26 protein-coding genes are annotated in these 23,444 nt (G+C 45.6%); 15 read left to right on the plus strand and 11 right to left on the minus strand.

The window, feature by feature from the left end:
- The first annotated feature begins 279 nt into the window (after positions 1–279).
- Both QT984_RS09510 and QT984_RS09515 read left to right on the plus strand, forming a co-directional pair.
- Positions 280–1,245, plus strand: a complete 966-nt coding sequence (locus QT984_RS09510) for an RluA family pseudouridine synthase (protein WP_333052211.1) — start codon at positions 280–282, stop codon at positions 1,243–1,245.
- Between the two features lie 30 nt (positions 1,246–1,275).
- Positions 1,276–1,710 (plus strand): hypothetical protein, encoded by a 435-nt coding sequence (locus tag QT984_RS09515; RefSeq protein ID WP_333373839.1) that lies wholly within the window; start codon positions 1,276–1,278, stop codon positions 1,708–1,710.
- 436 nt (positions 1,711–2,146) lie between these two features.
- Here QT984_RS09515 and QT984_RS09520 read toward each other — a convergent pair whose 3' ends face one another.
- Both QT984_RS09520 and QT984_RS09525 read right to left on the minus strand, forming a co-directional pair.
- Positions 2,147–2,905 carry a phycobilisome rod-core linker polypeptide gene (locus QT984_RS09520; protein ID WP_333052205.1) on the minus strand — a complete coding sequence of 253 codons (759 nt, stop codon included), beginning with the start codon at positions 2,903–2,905 and terminating at the stop codon, positions 2,147–2,149.
- A 262-nt stretch (positions 2,906–3,167) separates the two neighbouring features.
- The gene (locus QT984_RS09525) at positions 3,168–3,764 is read right to left on the minus strand and encodes a phycobiliprotein lyase (protein ID WP_333251096.1); all 597 of its coding nucleotides are present in this window, start codon (positions 3,762–3,764) and stop codon (positions 3,168–3,170) included.
- 228 nt (positions 3,765–3,992) lie between these two features.
- Between QT984_RS09525 and QT984_RS09530 the strand changes: the two genes are divergently transcribed.
- On the plus strand, positions 3,993–4,163 hold the full coding sequence (locus tag QT984_RS09530) for an NblA/ycf18 family protein (RefSeq protein WP_333296272.1): 171 nt from the start codon (positions 3,993–3,995) through the stop codon (positions 4,161–4,163).
- A gap of 465 nt (positions 4,164–4,628) precedes the next feature.
- Here the strand turns inward: QT984_RS09530 and pstB are convergent, their stop codons facing one another.
- The 4 genes from pstB to pstS all read right to left on the minus strand — a co-directional run bounded on the left by pstB (position 4,629) and on the right by pstS (position 9,061).
- Positions 4,629–5,429 carry a phosphate ABC transporter ATP-binding protein PstB gene (gene pstB, locus QT984_RS09535; RefSeq protein ID WP_333373841.1) on the minus strand — a complete coding sequence of 267 codons (801 nt, stop codon included), beginning with the start codon at positions 5,427–5,429 and terminating at the stop codon, positions 4,629–4,631.
- Between the two features lie 203 nt (positions 5,430–5,632).
- Complete coding sequence (gene pstA / locus QT984_RS09540; RefSeq protein WP_333373843.1) at positions 5,633–6,526, minus strand: phosphate ABC transporter permease PstA; 894 nt, start codon at positions 6,524–6,526, stop codon at positions 5,633–5,635.
- A 34-nt stretch (positions 6,527–6,560) separates the two neighbouring features.
- A complete protein-coding gene (gene pstC, locus QT984_RS09545; RefSeq protein ID WP_333373844.1) occupies positions 6,561–7,517 on the minus strand; it encodes a phosphate ABC transporter permease subunit PstC in 957 nt (318 codons plus the stop codon).
- 368 nt (positions 7,518–7,885) lie between these two features.
- Positions 7,886–9,061, minus strand: coding sequence for a phosphate ABC transporter substrate-binding protein PstS (gene pstS / locus QT984_RS09550; protein WP_333373846.1), 1,176 nt, complete (start codon positions 9,059–9,061; stop codon positions 7,886–7,888).
- Between the two features lie 459 nt (positions 9,062–9,520).
- Between pstS and QT984_RS09555 the strand changes: the two genes are divergently transcribed.
- The 9 genes from QT984_RS09555 (at position 9,521) to QT984_RS09595 (ending at position 15,155) form a co-directional block, all read left to right on the plus strand.
- A complete protein-coding gene (locus QT984_RS09555) occupies positions 9,521–10,099 on the plus strand; it encodes a biotin transporter BioY (RefSeq protein ID WP_006635529.1) in 579 nt (192 codons plus the stop codon).
- Between the two features lie 198 nt (positions 10,100–10,297).
- Positions 10,298–10,810, plus strand: coding sequence for a signal peptidase II (gene lspA / locus QT984_RS09560; protein ID WP_333052190.1), 513 nt, complete (start codon positions 10,298–10,300; stop codon positions 10,808–10,810).
- 573 nt (positions 10,811–11,383) lie between these two features.
- On the plus strand, positions 11,384–13,039 hold the full coding sequence (locus QT984_RS09565; RefSeq protein WP_333052188.1) for a radical SAM protein: 1,656 nt from the start codon (positions 11,384–11,386) through the stop codon (positions 13,037–13,039).
- A 22-nt stretch (positions 13,040–13,061) separates the two neighbouring features.
- The gene (locus QT984_RS09570; RefSeq protein ID WP_333052186.1) at positions 13,062–13,370 is read left to right on the plus strand and encodes a type II toxin-antitoxin system HigB family toxin; all 309 of its coding nucleotides are present in this window, start codon (positions 13,062–13,064) and stop codon (positions 13,368–13,370) included.
- Positions 13,345–13,758, plus strand: a complete 414-nt coding sequence (locus QT984_RS09575; RefSeq protein WP_333052185.1) for a transcriptional regulator — start codon at positions 13,345–13,347, stop codon at positions 13,756–13,758. The genes QT984_RS09570 and QT984_RS09575 overlap by 26 nt, the downstream gene beginning before the upstream one ends.
- 41 nt (positions 13,759–13,799) lie before the next feature.
- The gene (locus tag QT984_RS09580; protein ID WP_333052183.1) at positions 13,800–14,129 is read left to right on the plus strand and encodes a type II toxin-antitoxin system RelE/ParE family toxin; all 330 of its coding nucleotides are present in this window, start codon (positions 13,800–13,802) and stop codon (positions 14,127–14,129) included.
- 4 nt (positions 14,130–14,133) lie between these two features.
- The gene (locus QT984_RS09585; protein ID WP_333052181.1) at positions 14,134–14,487 is read left to right on the plus strand and encodes a transcriptional regulator; all 354 of its coding nucleotides are present in this window, start codon (positions 14,134–14,136) and stop codon (positions 14,485–14,487) included.
- Positions 14,488–14,500: 13 nt separating this feature from the next.
- A complete protein-coding gene (locus QT984_RS09590) occupies positions 14,501–14,983 on the plus strand; it encodes an SRPBCC family protein (RefSeq protein WP_333207782.1) in 483 nt (160 codons plus the stop codon).
- Entirely contained in the window at positions 14,967–15,155 is a 189-nt protein-coding gene (locus tag QT984_RS09595) for a CPXCG motif-containing cysteine-rich protein (RefSeq protein WP_006635525.1), read from the plus strand. Before QT984_RS09590 ends, QT984_RS09595 begins: the two co-directional genes overlap by 17 nt.
- A 4-nt stretch (positions 15,156–15,159) precedes the next feature.
- Here QT984_RS09595 and QT984_RS09600 read toward each other — a convergent pair whose 3' ends face one another.
- The 3 genes from QT984_RS09600 to QT984_RS09610 all read right to left on the minus strand — a co-directional run bounded on the left by QT984_RS09600 (position 15,160) and on the right by QT984_RS09610 (position 18,173).
- A complete protein-coding gene (locus QT984_RS09600) occupies positions 15,160–15,912 on the minus strand; it encodes a gamma-glutamyl-gamma-aminobutyrate hydrolase family protein (RefSeq protein WP_333052175.1) in 753 nt (250 codons plus the stop codon).
- A 206-nt stretch (positions 15,913–16,118) separates the two neighbouring features.
- Positions 16,119–16,781: a DUF2834 domain-containing protein gene (locus QT984_RS09605; protein WP_333052174.1), complete on the minus strand. Its 663-nt coding sequence runs from the start codon at positions 16,779–16,781 to the stop codon at positions 16,119–16,121.
- Positions 16,782–16,907: 126 nt separating this feature from the next.
- Entirely contained in the window at positions 16,908–18,173 is a 1,266-nt protein-coding gene (locus tag QT984_RS09610) for an FAD-dependent oxidoreductase (RefSeq protein WP_333052171.1), read from the minus strand.
- Between the two features lie 8 nt (positions 18,174–18,181).
- On the opposite strand from QT984_RS09610, the gene QT984_RS09615 reads away from it, so the two are divergent.
- The 3 genes from QT984_RS09615 (at position 18,182) to QT984_RS09625 (ending at position 21,120) form a co-directional block, all read left to right on the plus strand.
- Positions 18,182–18,412, plus strand: coding sequence for a hypothetical protein (locus QT984_RS09615; protein ID WP_333052169.1), 231 nt, complete (start codon positions 18,182–18,184; stop codon positions 18,410–18,412).
- Positions 18,403–19,794: a glycoside hydrolase family 10 protein gene (locus QT984_RS09620; RefSeq protein ID WP_333052166.1), complete on the plus strand. Its 1,392-nt coding sequence runs from the start codon at positions 18,403–18,405 to the stop codon at positions 19,792–19,794. The genes QT984_RS09615 and QT984_RS09620 overlap by 10 nt, the downstream gene beginning before the upstream one ends.
- A gap of 345 nt (positions 19,795–20,139) precedes the next feature.
- Entirely contained in the window at positions 20,140–21,120 is a 981-nt protein-coding gene (locus QT984_RS09625) for an aldo/keto reductase (RefSeq protein WP_333052163.1), read from the plus strand.
- Between the two features lie 208 nt (positions 21,121–21,328).
- On the opposite strand, the gene QT984_RS09630 is transcribed toward QT984_RS09625, so the two are convergent.
- Both QT984_RS09630 and bioD read right to left on the minus strand, forming a co-directional pair.
- The gene (locus tag QT984_RS09630) at positions 21,329–22,546 is read right to left on the minus strand and encodes a M20 family metallopeptidase (protein WP_333052161.1); all 1,218 of its coding nucleotides are present in this window, start codon (positions 22,544–22,546) and stop codon (positions 21,329–21,331) included.
- A gap of 159 nt (positions 22,547–22,705) precedes the next feature.
- A complete protein-coding gene (gene bioD / locus QT984_RS09635; RefSeq protein ID WP_333207779.1) occupies positions 22,706–23,413 on the minus strand; it encodes a dethiobiotin synthase in 708 nt (235 codons plus the stop codon).
- Between the last annotated feature and the right edge of the window lie 31 nt (positions 23,414–23,444).

Consider the following 23,444-nt stretch of genomic DNA (forward strand, 5'->3'; position numbering starts at 1 on the left):
AATAGCAGAGATATGCTGACAGCGCCGGGTGGTGTAAAAGATAGAGACTAAGTAACCCTTTAAAAGCCTAATGCCACAGAAAAATCTGATGGTGGGATGTAGGGGTAAAAGGAAAACTATCAAGCGGTATAAATCATCTCGTGATGCGATCTTACTGTATCCATAACCAGGATTACATCATTCAGGAGCCGTGTGCGGTGAAAGTCGCAAGCACGGTTTTGTAGGAGAGATGGTAGGGGACACTCTGCCATCGACTCTCTAACTACCAAAGAAAGTATAATGATAGAAATAGACACTGCGGCACAGATTTACACAGTAGAAAATACAGAAGAATTCGATCGCAGTAATGTCAATCAGCGATTAGATATTTGGCTGTCAAACCAGATACCGGACTTATCCCGATCGCGAATCCAAAGCCTCATATCACAAGGTAACGTCAAAGTCAACGACGAAACCTGCACCTCGAAAAAAATATCAGTAAAAACGGGCGATCGCATCCACCTCACTTTACCCGAAACCGAACCCACAAAGTTGCAGGCCGAAGCAATTCCCCTCGACATCCTCTACGAAGATGACAGCCTAATTATCATCAACAAACCAGCCGGATTAGTCGTCCACCCAGCCGCCGGACACGCAGACGGTACATTAGTCAACGCCCTGTTAGCGCACTGTCCCCTAGCAGAAATAGGCGGAGTTCAGCGGCCGGGAATCGTACACAGATTAGACAAAGATACAACAGGTGCGATCGCGATCGCCAAAACCGACATCGCCCACCAACACCTGCAAGCCCAACTCAAAACCAAAACCGCCCGCCGCGAATATTTAGGCATAGTTTACGGTGCTCCCAACACCGAAACAGGTACAATAGACCTACCCATCGGGCGGCATCCCACAGATCGCAAAAAAATGGCGGTAGTACCAGTAGAAAAAGGCGGTCGCCCCGCAGTTACTCACTGGAAAATCAAAGAAAGAATCGGCAACTATTGCTTAATGCACTATCAATTAGAAACCGGCCGCACCCATCAAATTCGCGTGCATACAGCGGAGATCAAACATCCCATTGTCGGCGACCCGATGTACAGTTCCAACCGTTCTATCGGCGTCAATTTAACCGGACAAGCCCTCCACGCATGGCGGCTGACATTGCAGCATCCCGTAACCGGAGAATTAATAGAGGCGATCGCGCCTTTACCCGATCAATTCAACACTTTGTTGAAAATATTGCGGTTGCGCTCTCACACTTGATATGTTAGGCAGTTAACACTGGTAATTTCTATGTCTAAATTTGAGAAACTTTGCAAAGCTTACGCCGCATCCCGGCAAGCATACCGCGAATCCTGCGAAGCTTGTCAGGATTTTAGTGACATTTTTATCACGCAAATGAGCGATTATTTGGAATGCCCGATTCAAAAGCAAAATCAGAAGTTTGATGACAATGGCATTCTGTATTTTGATGGTGCGATCGATGTTTGCGAAAATCCCGAAAATCCCCAAAATGGCGATCGCGAAACAGTCGAAATATCTTTGAGTGTTAACAAAGTTATTGACAATTTCATTGTCACCGTTTATCCTTGGGGTCACGAATTCAAGATTCTCATTGATGAACCCAGACACTTTGAAGAAGCTTTTGAATACATTTTTGATAGACTCCAATCTGCTTATACTGGCGTAAGTCTGTTACCGTCAGAACCTGATCCTTTACCTTTTTAATGACTAAAGGCCTTACTATAAACATTTTTCCCCCTGCCTTTTTTCTTGATTAAACTTCTTGCCTAAATTTTTGATGTAATAGGCAAACCGCAGATGGAATGAGAATTAAATAACTTCCACAATAACAATTAAAATTGTAAGTTATTTAATTCGCGATCCGATGAAGGCAGATGCACGCAGAGGAACGCAGATACATTTCAAGATAGGAGAGCAAAGAATAGCTTCAATTCAAGTCTAATATTTATCGGTTAAATCCTGTAGATTGCTCGTTGCCGAACTTCCTTTTTTCCCCAAAAATTATGAGCCCTGAGTTTTGGATTCCAAGTTTATCAAAAAACTCAAACCTCAAAACTCAAGACTCAAAACTCTCTCAGCCTAAAAGCCGATCGATTCAGTCGATCGCCCGACACAAATAATCGCATCAGGGCAGCATCAATTACCGGCGACGGGGAACCATCGTGTCGATATTGATATTAGCCAGAGGCACGCGCTGGGGCGGAGTAGCAGGCATGGGCATATTGCGCGCCATACCCAAATAGTTCGACGGATCGCCAGCTTTCGGCTGCTGTTCTTGAGGAACAAAACGGCGGACACTTGTTTGCCAGATGATTTGCGGGAAGCCAAGCTGCGAACGGTGGTATTCGCTGTAGCGGGGCGTCTTCAAGTTGAAAGGAGTTTCCCCTCCAACTCGCTGAGGCAAAATTCGGCGCTGCTGGTAAGGTATTGTGTCATAACCGAACTTATCCAGGTACTCTTCGCTATTGACCAACTCGTCAATAAAGCCTTGAGGCCCCTTATTGGCTACGACGATCGACCAAGCAATCTTTTCGCGCTCGCTGTACACATCCCGACCCAAAATGCGCTGCACGCACATTTCTACAAATCGGTAATTGCTGTTAGTTTGATAATTCCGCTCCAAGAAAGGAGAAGAAGTCGCCAAACCGCGAATAAAGTCCCGCACAGTAATTTGGCCGAACTTGAGTTGCGACTCCAAAGACGTTTGGCGGTTGCTCTTGAGGATTTGGTGTTCGCTGTAAATCTGGCGATATCCAGCCCAAATCAAATTTTCCATGTCTCCAGACGAGAGCACATTTTCAGTTGTGAAAATTCTCGGCTGCTCGTCGCTCCCCACTTCATAACCAGCAACGCGCTGGTTTTGGCTCTTGGGGGCGTAGCTTAATAAAGGAAGCGCCACGTTAAAATCTCCGTTATCTCAAATTTCAGAAATAGTTGACACCGTGAGCTGCCAGCAAAACGGATACAACTAACCAACATACAGATTAGGGGATTCCCGCAATCTAAATCTGATTTTCCTGAATTTTTGCAACAATCTGTAACATTTGTTGACTGTTGTCAGTGGGCAGTTGGCAGTGGGCAGTTGGCAGTTGGCAGTTGGCAGATTTTAGTCAACCGTAAACAGTCAACCATAAACAGTCAACCGTTCACAGTCAAATAAATTACCAACCCAGAGCCGAATAAAACTCGCTGCCGGCCACTTGATCTGCTGCTGCTTCTGATGTTGCATCCGAGTCTGGTTGCACCCGAATTTCGGTACAAAAAGTCGATGTGCTGAAACCGCCAAAGCGCTTTACGGTACTTGTCCGCATCCGCACGTTCGGATTAGCAAACCAGAAACGCTCGATCGAACTCATCGTCTCGTATTCGGTAATCAGCAGCAGCCCATCCTCATCATCCATCTCAAAACGGCCAGCCACCGGCACAATTTCCGCATAGCCCCGTTCGCGCAACATCAAGCCCTGTCGGGGATTTTCAGGATCGGGGACGATCGCGAACACGGTAGACCCTTTATGATTCTCATCATCCTTATCCCACGCCATCGAGCCGTGCCAAGTCACAAAAGCCCCCCCAGCAGCCCGGCTCGGATCGACTTCGTGCATCTTGCAAATCTCGGCCACTCGCGCGTCATCCGCACCCAGCGCCGTTACCTGAATATTTGAATCCCCAATCTCCGCTTGGCGGAAAGCGAGGTGGTGAGTGCTGCGCTGAGAACGCCACTCTCCAGCACTGCTTTGAAAAAACTCCATGGCATCCATACGAACTAGCTCCTTTGGCTTAGGCTTCCCTGTCTTTACGCCTTTTTATGATAAGGCTCCCCCCACTTAGATGTACTTTTGCTACACAAATTAGTCTCAAAATGTCTACTTTGGACATATTGTCAAGGGAATGTTATGATAGTTTACAATGTAGGAGACACAACAAATTCTGCGAAACGTCATTCCGATCAATCTCGCATCAATCTCAGCAAACTGGAGGAGCGATTTATGGATATGTCTACAACCAGCCTCAGCATGGAACAGCAGTTCAAACTGCAAGTGCTACGCGAAGAAGTCAAAAGGTTAAGCCAAGACCAAGCTCAGGAATACTTGCTCGAAGTTATGCGACAAAACATGGTTAAAGAAAACCTGTTAAAGCATTGGATGAAGAATATGTGAACCCTTCGATCATTTCTTCACAAAAATCAGTGGCTTGTATCTGCAAAAAGTGCGATCGACTCACATCTTGCACCATTGTCAAGAACAGGCAAGATGCCTGTTCCACAAAGAGTGAATTTTCTTGTGGAACAGGCATCTTGCCTGTTCCTAAAAAGCTTATTGAGAATGGTGCAACATCTCAGATTGAGCTTTTAATCATAAAATCCAGAATCCCGCTTTCTCCAAGAAAGCGGGATTCTCAATTGACAAAAGTTTTACGCGGGTTTTGTTGTCGCTACGATACTCAGCAAATTACAGCAGATTGCAGGTTTATGAGGTACACGGGGCAATCCCATGCCCCATGCCCCATGCCCCATGCCCCACGCCAGACTGTACCTCCTATTGCTAAAAACTGCTGTAAATGTTTTTAGTTTCAAGCGAGAGAGACGAGAGTTTTTGTAGCGACAAGTTTCAACCTGTCGGGGCTCAACCAAAACGGCCGCTGACATAATCTAAAGTAGACTCTTCCTTTGGACTTTGGAAAATTATCTCAGTCTTATCACACTCCACAAGATAGCCAAACCGCTTCCCATCGTCAGAAAGTTTAGCATTGAAAAAAGCAGTCAGGTCAGAAACCCTAGAAGCCTGCTGCATATTGTGAGTAACGATCACAATCGTATACTTCTCCTTGAGTTCCCGCATCAACTCCTCAATCTTAATCGTAGAAATCGGGTCAAGAGAAGCGCAAGGTTCATCCATTAACACTACATCAGGATTAATCGCGATCGCCCTAGCAATACACAAACGCTGCTGCTGGCCACCCGAAAGAGAAAAACCGCTTTGCTTCAACTTATCCTTCACCTCATCCCACAAATAAGCTTGGCTGAGCGATTTTTCCACCAGCTCATCCATATCTCCCTTATAATTGTTTACCCTCGCCCCGTAAGCAATATTGTCATAAATCGACTTAGGGAAAGGATTCGGCTTTTGAAATACCATCCCAATCTTGCGGCGCACCGCCACAGCATCAATATCAGGATCGTAAAGATTTTGACCGTGGTAATCAATTCTACCCTCTAAACGAAAACCGCTTACTAAATCGTTAAGGCGGTTAAAACACCGCAGAATTGTACTTTTACCGCAGCCAGACGGCCCAATCAAGGCAGTAATGCGATTTTTAGGAATCTCCATTGAAACATTTTTAACCGCGTGAAAAGCGCCGTAAAAAATATTGATATTTTCTGTCCGTAAAACTGTTTCCGTTTGGTGGTCTAAATCCATCATCATACAGCTAACTATCCTCTCAATTTGTACAAATTACCGCTGAACAACGATCTCAATTCCGGTAGATTGCTTATAATATCTTGGTAGGGGCGGGTTTACTGGAACTCGGGTTTCTATTGAATATCTTGGCGAACCCGCCCCTACAATAATTATATTTATTTAACCGAAAATGCTCTGACAACTGTCAACTGACAACTGTCAACTGACTAATAAACTTTTTGGCGAGTAGCCCAGCGAGAAAGAATACTCGTCAGCAAAACCATAAGCACCAAAATCAAAGATGCCGCCCAGGCCAATTCTTTCTGTGCCTTAAAAGGAACCGTTGCAAAGTTGTACACCAAAACCGAAAGACTCGGAGTTGGCTTATCAAATCCTCCCGGCCAAAAAGGCGAATTGAGCGCCGTGAAAATCAAAGGAGCAGTTTCTCCAGCAGCGCGGGCAATTGCCAGAGTCACACCTGTTAAAATAGCCGGAATTGCCGCAGGCAAAACCACCTGCAACACCGTCTGATAATTAGAAGCGCCCACACCAACCGACGCCCATCTAATATCTTGCGGGACGATTTGTAGAGCTTCGTCAGTAGTCCGCACAATCGTAGGCAACATCAGCACAGCCAGCGCCGCACCCCCTGCAATTGCCGAAAAACCTCCCATATTTACCACGAACAAACCGTAGGCAAATACCCCGGCAATAATCGAAGGAACGCCGCTGAGGACATTAGTAGCAAAGCGTACCCAGCGAGCTACTTGGCCGCTGCTGAATTCCGACAAATAAATTGCGGCCAATACACCAAAAGGAACAGCAATTAAAGAAGCAATTCCTACGGTCATTAACGTACCGACAATTGCATTAGCAATACCGCCTCCCGATAGTCCGGGCGGCGGTGGCAGCTTGGTAAACAAGTCTAAATTCAGGCGATTAAAACCTTGTACGGTGACATAGGAAAGCACTGCAAACAAAGGCAGCAGGGTGAGTGCCAGACCAGCTCCAGCCAGTACAGTCATCCCCAGACTAAACAGCGCTTGCGGGCTGTTTTTAACCTTCTTTAAACTGCCTATTTTCGATACCAAAGGATTCTCATCGGAGACGCTATTTGACATAAACTAAAATTATGTAGGAAATCGCGGCCAACTTCTAGTTGTACTTCGCTCTTACTTGAGAAACAATCCACTCTGCCAAAATATTAACAATCAGTGTCATAATAAACAGAATTAGCCCAGTGTACATCAGAGCTGATACTTGCAACCCGGAGGCTTCCGCAAACTGATTTGCCATCAGAGAAGCAATAGTATTTGCCGGAGCTAGCACAGAAAGACTTAACTGATTGGAATTGCCAATTAACAGAGTTGCGGCCATTGTTTCTCCCATCGCGCGACCGAGCCCAAGCATAATTCCGCCGACAATGCCGGAAAAAGCCGCCGGTACGAGCACTCTAAAAATGGTTGTCCAGCGAGTAGCTCCTAAACCGAGAGATGCTTGCCGCAATTCGGGGGGGAGACTTGCCAAAGAGTCGCGGGAGATAGCAGTAATAATGGGCAAAGTCATGACTCCCAAAATTACTCCGGCTGGTAACATTCCCGGGCCCACTGGCGGGGTGCTAAAAATCGGCAGCCATCCCAAAGTGCCGTTGAGAAACTTGCCGAGAGTGGTAATAATGGGAATCAATACAGCAATTCCCCACAAACCGTAGACTACGCTGGGAATGGCAGCTAAAAGTTCTACTAAAAAAACCAAAGCTGTACGCACTGGGAGCGGCAAAAAATCTTCACTCAAGAAGATGGCAGTCCCTACTCCTAATGGTACCGCAATTAGGAGCGCGATCGCCGAACTGACGATCGTCCCGTAAATCATCGGCAGCGCACCGTACTCTTCTTTAACCGGATTCCAGCTACTGCTAAACAGAAATCCCAAACCGTACTCTTGAATCGCAGGTAAAGCCCTGTAACCAACGGTGAGGGCGATTAGCAGCAAAATTACACCTACTCCTATGCCCAAAATCCGCGTGAGCCAGATAAAGCCTTGATCTAAGGATTTTTCTGCCCCAGAGCGCGATCGGCTCTCTGATTGAGCGCTGTGATTATCTGAAATCATAGAAAAAAAAACCAAATATATAGTAGCGGAAAATAGTCTGTTTCGGAAAAAGCTAGAAGGAAGCAGAAAGAAAGACGATAAATAAAATCAAAGAGGGGCGGGTTGATTAATCCCCTGACTTTTCAACAAATATTTCTGGTAAAACCTGACCCTTGTATGTTGAAAGAGGTAAATGGCGATTTACCGTTGGGTGGGGCGGGTTGATCAGATTATTGCTTTTAGGCAATTATTGTCGGTGAACCCGCCCCTACAGAAATATCTCTCTTGCTTTTTTCTTTTCCCTTTTTTCCAACAGTCAACAGTCAACAGTCAACAGTCAACAGTCAACAGTCAACAGTCAACAGTCAACAGTCAACAGTCAACAATTACTATTTGGCAACCTCAATCTTGTAGTCTGGGCTGATGCCGTCAGCGGCCGCGGCTACTTTTTCTTTAACGTTTTGGGGCAGAGGAACGTAGCCCAATTCAGGGCTGACCTTTTGACCTTCATTCAAGCCGTATTCAATCATGGCCTCGATTGCTTTGGCTTTGTTGGGGTCAGCAACTGTTTTGGGGATGAGCATCCAAGTGTAGCTAACAATAGGATAGGACTCTGCCCCTTCCGGATCGGGAATGAACGCCCGCAGATTCTCCGGTAGTACCACTGCTTCAAGGGTTTTGGCCCCCGCTGCGTCGTTGTAGACTACAAAATTGCCGGCTTTATTCTCCAGGGCAGCAAACTTGATATTGTTGTTCTTGGCGTAGCCGTACTCAATGTAGCCTATAGCGCCAACGGTTTGTTGAATAGAAGCTGTCACACCTTCATTCCCCTTGCCACCAATCTTACCGGCAGAAGGCCACTCTACTGTCTTGCCTTCCCCTACTTTTTCTTTCCATTCTGGACTGATGGCGCTGAGGTGTTTTGTGAATACGTCTGTCGTACCACTGCCGTCAGAACGGTGTACAACTGTGATATTTTGGTCTGGCAGTTTAGCGCCTGGGTTAGCTGCTGCAATTTTGGGGTCGTTCCACTTGGTGATGTTCCCCAAGAAGATATCTGTGTAAACGGCTCTTGGCAACTTCAGTTCGGGTACGTCTGGCAGGTTGTAGGCGATCACGATGCTGCCAGCCGACATCGGCAGCAAGAGCACGCCTTTGTCCGCTGGCACCTTCCCAATTTCCTCGTCACTCATGGCGGTGTCGCTGGCTCCAAAGTCTACCGTACCTTTGGTAAACTGTTCGACTCCGGCACCGCTGCCCACTGACTGATAATTGATCTGTAATTTGGGATTGGCTGTGTTGAAATCTTGAAACCAGCGCTGGTACAGGGGTGCTGGGAATGACGCGCCGGCACCCGTCAGGGCTACGTCTGAGGCTAGGGCGAGTTTGGTGTTTGCTGCTGTGCCGGTGGCTGCAACGGGGCTAGCTGCGGTGTCGCCGGGGGTGGGGCTGCTGCCTGTGGTTGTGGTCTCGCCGCCGCAAGCTGCTACACTGAGGGCGATCGCCATAGCGGAAATTGCAGTAGTCAAACGGTTTGGATTAATCAAGTTAAGACGAAAAAGCATAGGTATACAAAAGCTGCGATCGTTATATGGGTGTCCCGCATCAGCATAGCGCGCAAAAGTAAAGGTTAGGTTAAGAATCTTTACACTTAATCCCAATTTAATATTAATTAATATTATTAATGTTATTAATGAACTTGACAATTGTGACGTTATAAGATATATGGCAGAGAAATAGCTACGGAAACAAGCAGTCGATCGCCCGATCGCGAAAAATTCTCCATTAAATTATCACAAGATCGAAGCTTGAGAACCAGAAAACCATACAATGGTGGTTATTTTGATAGTAGTGCTAGGATTAAGAATTTAAAAGCTGCGGGCATTGAAGCTTGCATCTGACAAATACATTCTGAGGAATGCTGTTTGATGATATAGCAACCGCCCTGACGGTGAGGACGTTCTTAATTGCACAAACATAAACGGTCGATTGCAACTTCGGTCTTCCTTCTTTCTTCTGCTATAATGCCTGCTCCTATTGAATTAATCTGGGCTGTTATTGGTTTGCTCCTGACGATAGGAGGCACTTTTTTGCCTGCATCTGTCACAATCCCGATTGGGTTGTGGGACGATCGAGGACTTCAGGCGTACTCTTTAGGTGTTACCTATCAAATTGGAGCCGTTTTGCTAGTAGGCTGCATGGGGGGAAAAAATGCTGCGGCTCTCTCGCAAATTGCCTATTTGGCATTAGGATTAACTTTGTGGCCAGTTTTTTCTCAAGGCGGCGGCATCGGCTATCTCAAAGAAGCGAGTTTTGGGTATTTGCTGGGTTTTGTGCCTGGTGCTTGGGTGTGCGGCTGGGTGGCTTTTAAGGTGGCTTCGCGGCTGGAATCTATGGCTTTTAGCTGTTTGTGCGGTTTGTTCACAGTTCACGCGATCGGCTTAATTTATCTAATTTTTACTTACTGGCTGCCTCCAGCAAAAAAAACACCTTTATTCGATGAGATTCTTAAATATTCGGTTTATCCTCTGCCGGGACAATTGGCGGTAGTTTGTGCGATCGCAGTGTTGTCATTTACTTTGCGCCGCTTGATGTTTTATTGATTGGGTAATTGGGAATTGGGAATTGGTAATCGGGGATTGGTTGTTGTGTCAAATAAGGTTATACTATACATTGCCCAACGAGAGAGTCATCGCGCTGCGGCTGGGATTGCTTTCCTGCACTGCATTCTGCTCATAATGACACGTGAGATTGGAGTAAATTCTCTCATGCCCGATGCCCCATTTTCTATTGCTTAATTCATGCGTTTTAAAAGAAATCCCTTGTTCTGGGTTGCTGCTGTTATCAGTTTAGTTTTAGACCACCTGGCTAAGTTTTGGGTGGTGCAAAATTTTGAATTGACGGTTCCTCCGCAGACGCAGCCGCTGTTACCCGGAGTGTTTCACTTCACTTATGTTGTTAATACCGGTGCGGCTTTTAGTCTGTTCAGCAATGGCGGGGCGATTTGGTTGCGGTGGCTGTCTTTGGCCGTTAGTGTGGGATTGATGGTGCTGGCTTGGTTCGGGCCGCGAATTAACCGCTGGGAACAAGCTGGCTACGGTTTGATTTTGGGGGGAGCACTAGGGAATGGGATCGATCGATTTGTTTCGGGCCATGTTGTAGATTTTATCGATTTTCGGATCATTCGGTTCCCCGTATTTAATCTAGCCGATGTGTTTATTAATGCTGGGATTATCTGTTTGCTGATTGCAACTTTTCACAGTGCACCGCCGACTCCGAAAAGTCAGGACGATCGCGATTCTATTTCAGACTAACTTTCAACAAGTCAATCGATTTTCGATTTTCGATTTTCGATTTTCGATTAACCACCCACGGGCTGTACCGTTCTCAGGTTTATGGGATGCCGAGCTTTTTTTGCTTAGGCTCGCGAATTAAATAACTTACAATTTTAATTGTTCTTGTGGGATGGGCGTCCCGCCCGTCCACTCATGACGGGCGGGACGCCCATCCCACTTTCAAGAGTGGAAGTTATTTAATTCTCATTCCTTATCCGCTGATGAATCCGGCGGCCTCGCAACCAATTGTTTTCGGTCATTTGTCAGTTGTCTGTTACCAGAAGGTACAGGTGTCAACTTCAGGTTAGAGTCATTTATGAGCTATAATTAGATTTTTTATTGCTAAGGCTAAACTTGCCCGCGATCAAAAGCAATTTGGTCACAAACTCCCGGATTTATCCGTGGGATAAATTCCCTAAGCTGTCACGCATTTAAATTGCATATTCAGGGCGGGCGAGACGCCCACCCCACAAGAATTAGATTGTTTTTTGACATTCTATTTAAATGCACAACAGCTTAATCTAAAATCTAAAATCTAAAATCTAAAATCGGATGAATCCTAATCCATTTGCCCAAGAACGCTTACTATTTGCCCCAGCAACCCCCGATGCTGATGCTATCCCGACTATTTTTGCTTTTCCCAACGAGTACACGGTGGGTATTACCAGTCTCGGCTATCAGATAGTGTGGGCCACTTTGGCTGTGCGATCGGATATTGAAGTCAGTCGTTTATTTACTGATATCAGCGAACAACTTCCCCGAAATCCAGAATTACTGGGATTTTCGCTTTCTTGGGAACTAGACTATGTAAATATTCTAAATTTATTGGAATCTCTAGAAATTCCGATTTGGGCGTCACGACGAACTGATAATCATCCGATCGTCTTCGGGGGTGGCCCGGTTTTCACGGCGAATCCAGAACCTTTTGCCGATTTTTTTGATGTGATTTTGCTGGGAGATGGCGAACATCTCATTGACAATTTTATTGATGCTTATAAAGAAGTCCGTAGCGCCGACAGACAAACTAAATTGCGGCATTTAGCCCAAGTTCCGGGAGTTTACGTCCCCAGTTTGTACGAAGTAACTTATCTGGATGCGGCTGAGGGGATTAAATCGATTCATCCTGTCGATTCGGGAATTCCCAGTATGGTTGAAAAACAGACGTACCGCGGCAATACTTTATCTGCTTCCACTGTGGTGACAGAAAAAGCTGCTTGGGAAAATATTTACATGGTGGAAGTGGTTCGTAGTTGTCCAGAAATGTGCCGTTTTTGTTTGGCAAGTTATCTGACTTTGCCGTTTAGAACTGCGAGTTTGGAGGATTCGTTAATTCCGGCGATCGATCGGGGTTTAGCTGTGACTAATCGTTTGGGTTTGTTGGGTGCTTCGGTGACTCAGCACCCGGAATTTGAAGCGTTGCTGGATCATTTGAATCATCCGAAATACGACGGCGTGCGGTTGAGTCTTTCTTCGGTAAGGACGAATACTGTGACAGTTAAGCTAGCCGAAATATTGACAAACAGAGACAGCAAATCTGTGACGATTGCGGTGGAAAGCGGGAGCGATCGCCTCCGCAAAATCGTTAACAAAAAACTCACAAATGACGAAATTATTCAAGCTGCTATCAATGCTAAGGCTGGCGGATTAAAGGGAATTAAACTTTACGGGATGGCGGGAATTCCCGGCGAAGAAATGGAGGATTTAGAGGAGACGGTGGCGATGATGCGGGCGATTAGAAAAGCTGTTCCCGGTTTGCGGTTGACTCTGGGATGCAGCACTTTTGTCCCGAAATCTCACACTCCTTTTCAGTGGTTTGGAGTGAATAAAGATGCGGAGAAGAGGCTGAAGTTTTTAGATAAAGAATTGCGGAAGTTGGGTTTAGAATTTAGACCTGAAAGCTATAACTGGTCGGTGATTCAGGGGTTGTTGTCAAAGGGCGATCGGCGGTTGTCTCGGCTGTTGGAATTAGTGCGGCATTACGGCGATACTTTGGGCAGTTATCGGCGGGCGTTTAAGGAGTTGCGGGGACAGTTGCCGGAGATGAATTTTTATGTTTTTCAAGAGTGGGAATTGGAGCAGGTTTTGCCTTGGAGTCATTTAAAAGGACCGCTACCGGAGGCGACTTTGAAGAAGCATTTGGCTGAGGCGATGAGTCATACAACACGACAGCCAAATCAAGAATGTGAGAATTCACTAAGTCGCGTTTAGTAAATTAGATTATAATAGCCTCATGCGTGTCATTAGCCGAAAACGACTAAAAGAATTTTGGGAAACACACCCCAATGCTGAAACAAGTCTGTTGCTATGGTATCAGCGTAGCTGTGATGCTGAATGGCAAAGTTTAGTAGATATTCGTAAAGTATTTCCTTCGGCTGACTTAGTAGGTAGCTTTACGGTATTTAATATTGGTGGCAATAACTATCGGTTAATTGCTTTTATCGATTATGAATACCAGATAGTGTTTGTCCGCTGTGTTTTAACTCATGCAGAATATAATAAGGAGAACTGGAAAAATGACGACTGGTTTAAAAACTCCTAGTAGCTACTATATTGAGATAATCACAACTTTTCCACCGCGTCCCATTACTTGTGAAGCTGAGTTAATCGCTACACAAAATCGGATTGATTCTATTGTGAGTCGGAGAAATCTCACGCAGGACGATCGGGATTACTTAAACGTGTTGGGTACTCTTGTTTATGATTACGAACAAAAACATGAGCCAATGCCAGTTTTGAAAGGTATCGCACTACTGAAAGCATTGATGGTTGAAGACAATATTCAAGAAAAAGATTTGGTTGATATTTTTGAATCCGAGTCTTGGGTATCTGAGGTGATGAAGGGAAAGCGGGAACTGACGGCGAGTCAAATTCAAAAGTTAGCTAAGTTTTTCCATCTTTCCCCTGTGGCATTTCTTGAGTATAATTAATTGCCAGGATACTGGGATGAGTGACGCACTATAATATAATTATGCCCGAAGTCCAACCGAGAGAAATTCAGCGTTATACGACGCCAGATAACAAAGTGCCTTTCGATCAGTGGTTTGATTCGCTGAGAGATATCAATGCTCAAGCCAAGATTATATCTAGGCTTAACCGAATTGCTGATGGTAATTTAGGAGATTATCGATCCGTGGGGGAAGGCGTATGCGAACTCAAAATCAATTATGGGCCTGGCTACCGCATCTATTTTGGACAAATAGGAATAACAATTGTGATTCTCATCTGCGGAGGCGATAAAAGCACTCAAGACAGAGATATCCGCCAAGCTAAAGAATACTGGACAGATTATAGGAGTTAAGACAATGCCTAAAAGCCTACCTTATCATCCGTTTTTGATTGAATCTCTGAGAAAAAACCCGGCATTGTCAGCCGCCTATATAACGGCGACATTAGAGGAGGAAGAGCCGGAACCTGAACTGCTAAAACGAGCTCTCAGCGATGTAGCAGAAGCTTTGGGTCAACCAAAAATGACTCCTGAACAATATGAATTGCACTTAAAAAAACTGGATGAATTGCTGTCGCAGCAAGGAAGTGATGCGATTTATAATCTGGGAACTTGGCTGAATGCTTTGGGATTGAGACTAACTGTTGCTGTTTGTACTGATACAGAGGATAATACTGCAAATGCTGAAACGCGATCGCAAATAACTGTTTAACTTAATCTACAAAATGCCTAATTTTCGATATTCATCCCTAATTAATGCAACTGTTGAAACAGTCTGGAACTTTCACGAAAGGCCCGACATTCTGCAACTTTTGACTCCGCCTTGGCAACCGGTGAAAATCATTCGCCACGAAGGGGGACTCGATGTGGGTGCTGTATCAGAATTTCGCCTGTTATTGGGGCCGATTCCTGTAAAATGGGTGGCGACTCACACTGAGTGCGAACAATATCGGTTGTTTGTTGATGAACAAACTGAGGGGCCAATGGCACGTTGGGTTCACCGACACGAGTTTACAGCAGAAAATGGCAAGACTAGATTGACAGATGCGATCCTCTTCGAGGGCTTCGCTAACGCATTTTCGATTCCCGGCGGCCCGATTGTCGATTTGCTGTTAGGTTGGTGGGTGGAAATGCGGTTAACAGATATGTTTCGCTACCGCCACGAAGTCACAAAAAGAGAGTGCGAGAAAAATGCAAACAACGGCTGAATATTACTGTGCTTTCTGCGGCGAACCGAGTACAACTTTTGTTGATATCAGCGGTGGTATGGAGCAATCTTATATCGAAGATTGTCAGGTTTGCTGTCGCCCGAATGTTCTGTATGTCAGAATAGATGAAGATACCCTGGATATTGAAATAGATACTGACTATCAAGAATAAGTGACTACAAAAATGTAGGAATTGCTTGGGATTCTGACTTGGTAGAATTCATAAATCTTGAAGCTGCTGCTTCTACGAAAGCCTGAAAAATTCGAGAGTTTACCGAACAGTTTGGCGACATTTCTGGGTGCCATTGAATTGCTATCATCCAAGGGTGATAGCAGTGCTCCATTGCTTCTACCAAAGTGTCAGGTGCATCGGCTACAATTCGCCAATCGGATGTTACCTTTCGCACTGCTTGATGATGCCAGGAAACAACTGTTGTTGAAGTTTTTCCCATAATTTTTGCTAGCCGACTGTTGGGTTCAATTTCAATGGTATGCTCGATCGCGCGCGGGGGAATTCCCGATCCGTGATTAACCTCGTCTCCGTAAGCATCCGGTACGTGAATCACCAAACTGCCGCCGCTGGCTACGTTCAACATTTGCATTCCCCGGCAAATCCCCAACACAGGTATGTCAGCCTTCAAAGCTAGCTTTGCTAAGCTTAATTCAAAATTGTCGCGTTCTGCATTAACCGAGTAAACTGTGCGATCGACATAACCGCCATAAAGTTCTGGGTTGATATCTCCGCCCCCGGAAAAAATCAAACCATCTACTGCATCCAAAATACTAGCCGGATCTAATTGATTGGGAGGCAGTAAAATCGGAATGCCACCAGCCGCCTGAACTGCATCAATATAAGTTCCATTTAAGCGATATTCGCCTGCTGGACAGCGGTTGTATGTTGTGATGCCAACAATAGGAAATTTTTTCATTTGCTAGAGACTGGGAGATAATTATTTACATTCATACTCAGATTTGGCACTATTTGTAATCAGTGTTTCATGGGCGGGCTATAAGCCCAACCCTACTCCCCACAATAAAACTTACTTATTGTGAAACAGGCATCTTGCCTGTTTCTTCTCTGATTACTTGTGATGGATGATCCATAGATTAAACTGAAAATTACCAGCACTGCTGTCTAATTTGTAACAGTTTTAGTATTAGTTTCCGGCAGCGGTTTGCGCGTGCAAAGATAAGCCAACGGCCCGAACAGCGGCACTAATGTTACTGCCCAAAATGCTGTAGAGTTCTGCATTCCTCGGCGCGCCATATCGTCTCCTAATAAGGCAGGAAATAGTAGGCAAAGCATACAAAAATCTAAACTCATTACGTGGATAAAACGGCTGGTTTGCCACTGCTGAATAAAATCAGACCAATCGCCGTTTGTCAAGCCAAAGGCAACTAAACCAACCGCAGCTAATGTTAAGAAAATTCCCGTAAAACGGGAGTCTAATATCTTTAAAAAGATATTTTTATGATCGGCAAATTCTGGATTAGGTTCGCGCAGGGCTAAATAAGGCAGCAAGGCAACGGCGCCGACGCCAAAGGATAAAGTGGCAAATAACCATGCAGGTATTTTCTGGCCCCTGCCGTCAGCAAATAAGACGCAACTGTAGATGAGCGGCCAGACTCCCATGAGGTTGAATAACGCTACAATTAAAGGGTTGATGTCTGCTATTTTGCCTGTGGAAATATTGGTAATTAGTGTGATGGTTTTTTCAGGGCTGTCGGGTGGTGCAAATACAAAGGCGTAGGTGATAAATGCAATCCAAAGCAGCCCAAATCCAATTTTTCTGAACATAGTTAGTTTTTCTGACTTCTGATATTACTATAGCAAGCTTAAAGGGTTTTTGAATAATACTTTTTTTCTTTACCGCAGAGGACGCAGAGAACGCAGAGGAACAGAGGAGAATATTTGAATGTATTGCTATTTGGTATGGCGGGTTTTGGGCAGATTGCTAAATTTTTGCATAAATTGGCGATCGATCCAATCTTTCCAATACCACAACAACCGTGATTCCCACATGAAATTGCCGCGAGATGCGATCGCCCTTTTATTCCCAGTACCAATTAACCCTAGGTACTGTTCCTGCGGTGCAAAGGGTTTCAGCGGTTTTTCTAATAAAAACTGCTGCAAATTCTCAAACAGCGGTTTGCCCTGACGCACGGCAAAAACGCCTGCTTTGGGGCGCGGATAATTAACCATCGCAGCGATATCGCCAGCCCCAAATACGTTGGGGTGAGAGACTGATTGCAGGCAATCGTTGACTTGCATAAAGCCGTTTGAGTCGGCTGCTAAACCGGATTCTCTTATCCAATTGGCTGCCGATGCTTGTGTCACCCAAAATATGCGATCGCACTCTAATTTTAAACCGGATTTACAGGAAATTTGGTAATTGGTAGGGAATTGAGGATTGGTTTCCCTCTCGATTTTTTTTACAGCACAAACTTTTTCCTTTAAATGCAATTGAATGCCGCGACTTATGAGAATTTCTTGAAGGCGGCGACGCACCCGCTGATTGTGTCCCTGCATCAATTCCGCACCGCTGTGAAACAAATGAATTTCTAATTCTTCTTCTTTCTTCCCCCTTCCCTTTTCTCTCTTACGTCTTTCGCTGTACCTTAATATCCATCCGTTAAATCCGTTACACAATCTGTTGCCGAACCCTTCTTCCTTCCCCAATCGAGATTGCATATTTAATGCTAATTCTACGCCGCCGGCACCGCCGCCGACAATGGCTATCCGCAGCAGTTTTTGGAGAGAGTTTTGCCTTTCGGAAATTAACTGATTCCAGCTAGATAAAAACTCCGGTACGGGTTTAGCTGCAATTGCATATTCTGCCGCACCCGGTACAGATAAAGTCGCAGGAGTGCTGCCGATATCCACAGAAAGCACATCAAAATTAATCGGAGGACAAGTTTGACAAATAACTAAATTTTTGTTAAGGTCGATCGCGATCGCCCGATCGACCAATATTTGACACCCGGCAAATTCCGCGAGCGATCGCAAATCAATGTGACATTCATCATAATCGTAAAACCCGGCAACGTGTCCCGGCAGCATCCCGGAATAAGGCGCGTGCAGCACGTCGCTAATCAGAGTCAAACGCACACCGGGCAGCGGGTTGATACCGAACATTTTTAATACGATAGCATGACTGTGACCGCCGCCAATTAACACTAAATGTTTCACAATTACAGATGTTCGATCGAGATGTTCCAGCACCAATATTGTACAGCACTCGCACTCCTGGGGCCGCACTGTCCGGTAAGGAAAGCTGGCAGTGCGTAATTAATGATTTCCCAGCAGTTAGACAGAATCCTGTCACCTACCCTCTGTATCGCAGATTATACTTGGCTCAGTTGCGATCGCAGCACATCAATTCACCCATTTCAGTTAACCGATTCCACATTCAGCGCAAATGGCTGTAGACTGTAGAGCGAGCAAATTTTATCACCAAATTATGCCAGGGTGTGTTTCAATAGCTAACTCACCATTCAAAACTATGACATTACGCATCATTCCGCGCCGTTGGCAGCGATCGATTAAAACTCTTTTCCCGCTTCTGTTTGCCCTCTCATTCATTATAGTATTGCTGGCGAACAACTTCATTCCGGCGATCGCCCAGGAACCCCGCCAGGAAATTCGCGGCGTTTGGATGACGACAAACGACAAAGACATCCTCAGAGATCGTCGCAAACTAGGAGATGCTGTCAGCAAACTAAAACGGTTAAATTTTAACACAATCTATCCCGTAGTCTGGAATTCTGGCTATGCAATGTATCCCAGCAATGTAGCGCAGCAAAAAGACATTCAACCCTTTGTTTACAGAGGGTTAGACGGACAAGATACGATCGCCGATTTAATCGCTCAATCTCACCGCCAAGGCCTGCTAGTAATTCCTTGGTTTGAGTTTGGTTTCATGGCTCCTCCCACCTCAGAATTAGCCTTAAATCATCCCGATTGGCTGACACAAAAACAGGACGGCAGCCAAACATCAATCGGTGCAGGTGGCGAAGTAGTTTGGCTCAATCCCTTTCATCCAGAAGTTCAGCAATTCATTACCAAACTCGTACTAGAAATTACCACTCAATACAACGCCGACGGCATTCAATTTGACGATCACATGAGTTTGCCGTCTGAATTTGGATACGATGACTACACAGTTGCTTTGTATACCAAAGAAACAAAAAAAGCTCCGCCAAAAGATTTTCAAAACCCAGCATGGGTGCGGTGGCGAGCCAATAAAATCACCGCTTTTATGTCGCAGCTAAATCAAGCCGTCAAAGCAGTCAAACCCAATGCAATTTTCTCAATTTCTCCCAATTACTACGAGTTTGCTTACAAACATCACTTACAAGATTGGCTGACTTGGGTGCGTTTGGATATTGCCGACGAGCTAATCGTGCAAGTCTACCGTTCCAATCTAGAATCATTTGTAGACAAGCTTAACCGTCCAGAAATGCAAGAAGCACAGCAAAAAATTCCCACCGGAGTTGGGATTATGACTGGTTTGAGAAATAACCCAGTACCGATTCAGCAAATTAAATCTCAGGTGCGAGCAGTCCAAGAATACGGCTTAGGCGCCGCTTTCTTCTACTACGAAAGCTTGTGGGAATATGCACCCGAACCTCTAGCAGTTCGACTTTCTCAATTTAGTGCTTTCTTCCCGTCTTCTGCATTCCGAACAGCGCTACAAATACCCAGACGCGCGGCGACTTTCCCTCCACCTGCGCCACCAAAACCAGACCCCAAAGCTAAGCCAGAGCAACCTACCAAAAACAGCCCACCTTCGCCATCACCAACCACGTAAAAGAATTAAAGAGTCATCAGTCATTAGTAACTTTGTAGGGTGTGCCATTAGTCCGACAGTCCGACAGGGGTTTAAACCCCTGTCTCATAGCTGAAGTCGTCTAAAGACGACTGTAGCAATTCTATCAAAGCTGTTTTTGTATAGAGTTAGCGCAGAATATATGTGTAACTCTAATTTTCAAAATTGAGATTACTATTTCAGTCGGTTTTAACCGACTTATGCTATTAGACAGGGACTTGAGTCCCTGGCAGCCTGTGGCAGTATGAAACAGCTCTACTGGGGGCTAGGGGATACCGAATTATGTTCCTATAAAATATCCGTATTACCAACAACTACCATCAAAAAATGCCAACTAACCAAAAAATTTTACTTCCAAAAATGGGCTGCGGCACTTGGGCATGGGGCAACAGATTCCTCTGGGGCTACAATGAAAGTATGGACGAGGAATTGCAAGCCGTTTTCAATCTTTGTGTTAGTAACGGTGTCACTTTATTCGATACCGGGGACTCTTACGGAACGGGGAAATTAAACGGACGTAGCGAACAGCTTTTGGGGCTGTTTTCTCAACAATATCAAGGTGCAAATAAAGAGAGTATTTGTATTGCGACAAAACTGGCTGCTTATCCTTGGAGACTGACGCGACAATCAATGATATCGGCTGGCAAAGCCTCTGCGGCGCGCCTCGGAAAAAATGTAGATTTGGTGCAAATGCACTGGTCTACAGCTAATTACGCTCCTTGGCAAGAGGGGGCTCTTTTGGATGGTCTGGCTGACCTTTACGAGCAAGGATTGGTCAAGGGAGTGGGCTTGTCTAATTACGGGCCGAAACGGCTGAAATGGGTGCATCAAAGATTTAGCGATCGCCAAATTCCTATTGTTACTTTACAAGTGCAATATTCGCTACTTTCTACCTATCCAGTGACAGAACTTGGATTGAAAGATGTTTGCGATGAATTGGGGATAAAATTGATTGCTTACAGTCCTCTAGCCTTGGGGTTGCTGACGGGTAAATATTCCGAAAACGGCCCTCTTCCTAAAGGTATTCGAGGTTTGGCGTGCAAGCAGCTACTTCCGGGAATGCGATCGCTTTTGGAATGTTTGCGAGAAATAGCGGCATTCAGAAACAAGACTGTTTCGCAGGTAGCAATCAACTGGTGCATCTGCAAAGAAACTATTCCGATTCCGGGGGCGAAATCTGCGGCACAGGCGAGGGATAATATTGGTGCTTTGGGGTGGGAGTTAGACTCCGGGGAGATTGCCGAATTGGATAAGGCGGCGGCGAGTGTAGATAAAAAAATGGTGCAGAATATCTTTCAAACTCGGTAAAAAGACTCTCGCGTGGGGTGGGGGCGGGTTTATTTAAGCTGTCTGCATTCTTTAAATCTTTTGGTGAACCCGCCCCTACAGTTTTTTGACGGCGGGTGCAAGAGATCGAATTAAATAGATATGATTGCTGTAGGGGCGGGTTTTACAAACTATCATTGCCTAAAATCAATAATCTCATAAACCCGCCCCCACCGAATGACACAATCTTTCATTGATTCACACAAAACTTTTCCACACACCGCACAAACATTTCTACACCCATCCCCAGCGCAGTTTCATCAAAATCAAAACGCGGGTGATGGTGCGGGTAAGCCAAGTTTTTCTCTGGATTTGCCGAACCTAAAAAGAAATAACAACCGGGGACTTCTTGCAAAAAGAACGACATATCCTCGCCGCCCATTGTTTGACATTCCGGCACGATTCCTGCAGGAGTTTCGACAACGGATTCTGCGACGCCGCGCACCAATTCAGCTATTCTCGAATCATTAATAACTGGCGGATAAAGCGCACAATAATCTAATTGGTAATTAGCGCCGTGACTCTGACAAATTCCAGCAATTACTTGCTCGATTCGCTGTGCAAAATAACCTTGATATGCAGGATTGAAATAGCGCACCGTACCACCGATTTGAGCAGTATCGGCAATCACGTTGTGGGTGTGGCCTGCGTGGAATTTGCCGACAGTTACTACCGCTGAGTCGATCGGGTCAATATTCCGCGCGACAATAGCCTGCAAAGCGCTGACAATTTGGGCTGTAACTACGATCGAGTCCACAGTCTGATGTGGCATTGCACCGTGCCCACCTTTGCCAAAAATCGTGCAGTCAAAAACTTCCACAGCCGCCATCAGCGCGCCGCTGCGGACGCCTACAGTGCCCAAAGGTAGATTGTTCCACAAATGCAAACCGACGATCGCATCAACATCAGGATTCTTCAAAACTCCCGCTTCAATCATCGGTTTTGCGCCTCCTGGCCCTTCTTCGGCGGGCTGAAAGATAAATTTTACTTTCCCCGAAAAGCTGTGTTTGTGCTTAGCAAGATAACAGACAGTACCGAGGGCGATCGCAGTGTGGCCGTCGTGGCCGCAAGCGTGCATAATTCCATCATGCTGCGATCGATAATCCACCTCATTTTCTTCTTGAATAGGCAAAGCATCCATATCCGCCCGAATTGCCAAAACCCGCCCCGGTTTGCCGCTGTCTATAGTGGCGACAATACCAGTTTTAGCAATATTAGTTTCATGCTCAATGCCCCATTCCTGCAACTTTTGTGAGATAAACTGCGCCGTTAAATTTTCATCAAAACTCAACTCCGGCCTTTGATGCAAAAGGCGACGCCATTCGACTAGCTGAGGCTGCAAATTTCTAATTTCCAGCCGCAACTGAGATAAATCGACAGAGGTTAAATTCGGTAAAGTAGAAACCATGTTTTATTCTCCTTATAGCAATTTGTAAAACTCTCTCTTTTCTTTCTCTGTGCTCTCTGCGCTCTCTGCGGTTCAAATAAAATCTTAGTTTTTAACCACAGAGGACGCAGAGTACGCAGAGGAAGAGAAGAATGAGAAAGAGAGGTGTTGAGAATAGGGTTATTTAGAAGTCTGAGGAACTAAATTAACCCCTGGCAGTAACTGTTCTAAATCTAAATCTGAAGCAATTTTAGCTAATTTAGCAAGGTCAGTCGGGTCATCTAAATGCGGCAAAATACCCAACACAGGTATTTGAGTCAGCGACTGGATCAAGTCAACGGGCGCTAAATCGGCAATTTCTTGTTCAGAATAAGCTTTAACGCAATTGAGCACAATTCCTCTGAGCTTAAAACCAGTGTGTTTGGCGAGAGCAACATTCGCCACAGCTTGCCCGATCGCCCCCAACTTCACAGGTACTACCAAAACCCCTCTCAGCCGCCAATCCCTAGCAATATCGGCCACCGTCAGTTCCCACGTTACAGGCGATCCCAGCCCTCCCAAAGCTTCCACCAACACAAAATCCTTGCGTTCAGAGAGGCTTTGCCACGCTGTCCAGACCTTTTCGAGTTCGATACGTCTCCCCTCCCGTTCGGCTGCAATTGGTGGTGCTAGAGGCGCATCAAAGTGCAGCGGATTGAGTTCTTCGGGGGATTGGTCGAGGGAAAACAAACGGGTGTAGAGTTCGCGATCGCCCGTTCCTGTTTGCATGAGTTTCATAATTCCCAAACTGCGATCGGGAAAATACATTTGCCAATAAGCAGCCAGAGCGGTGGTCAAAACAGTTTTGCCCGCGTCGGTATCAGTTCCAGCAATTAGCAGCGAGTTCATTGGCAAATAGCTAACAAGTAATTGGCCTCAA

The organism is Microcoleus sp. Z1_B2 (genome assembly GCF_036700325.1).
Lineage (GTDB): Bacteria > Cyanobacteriota > Cyanobacteriia > Cyanobacteriales > Microcoleaceae > Microcoleus.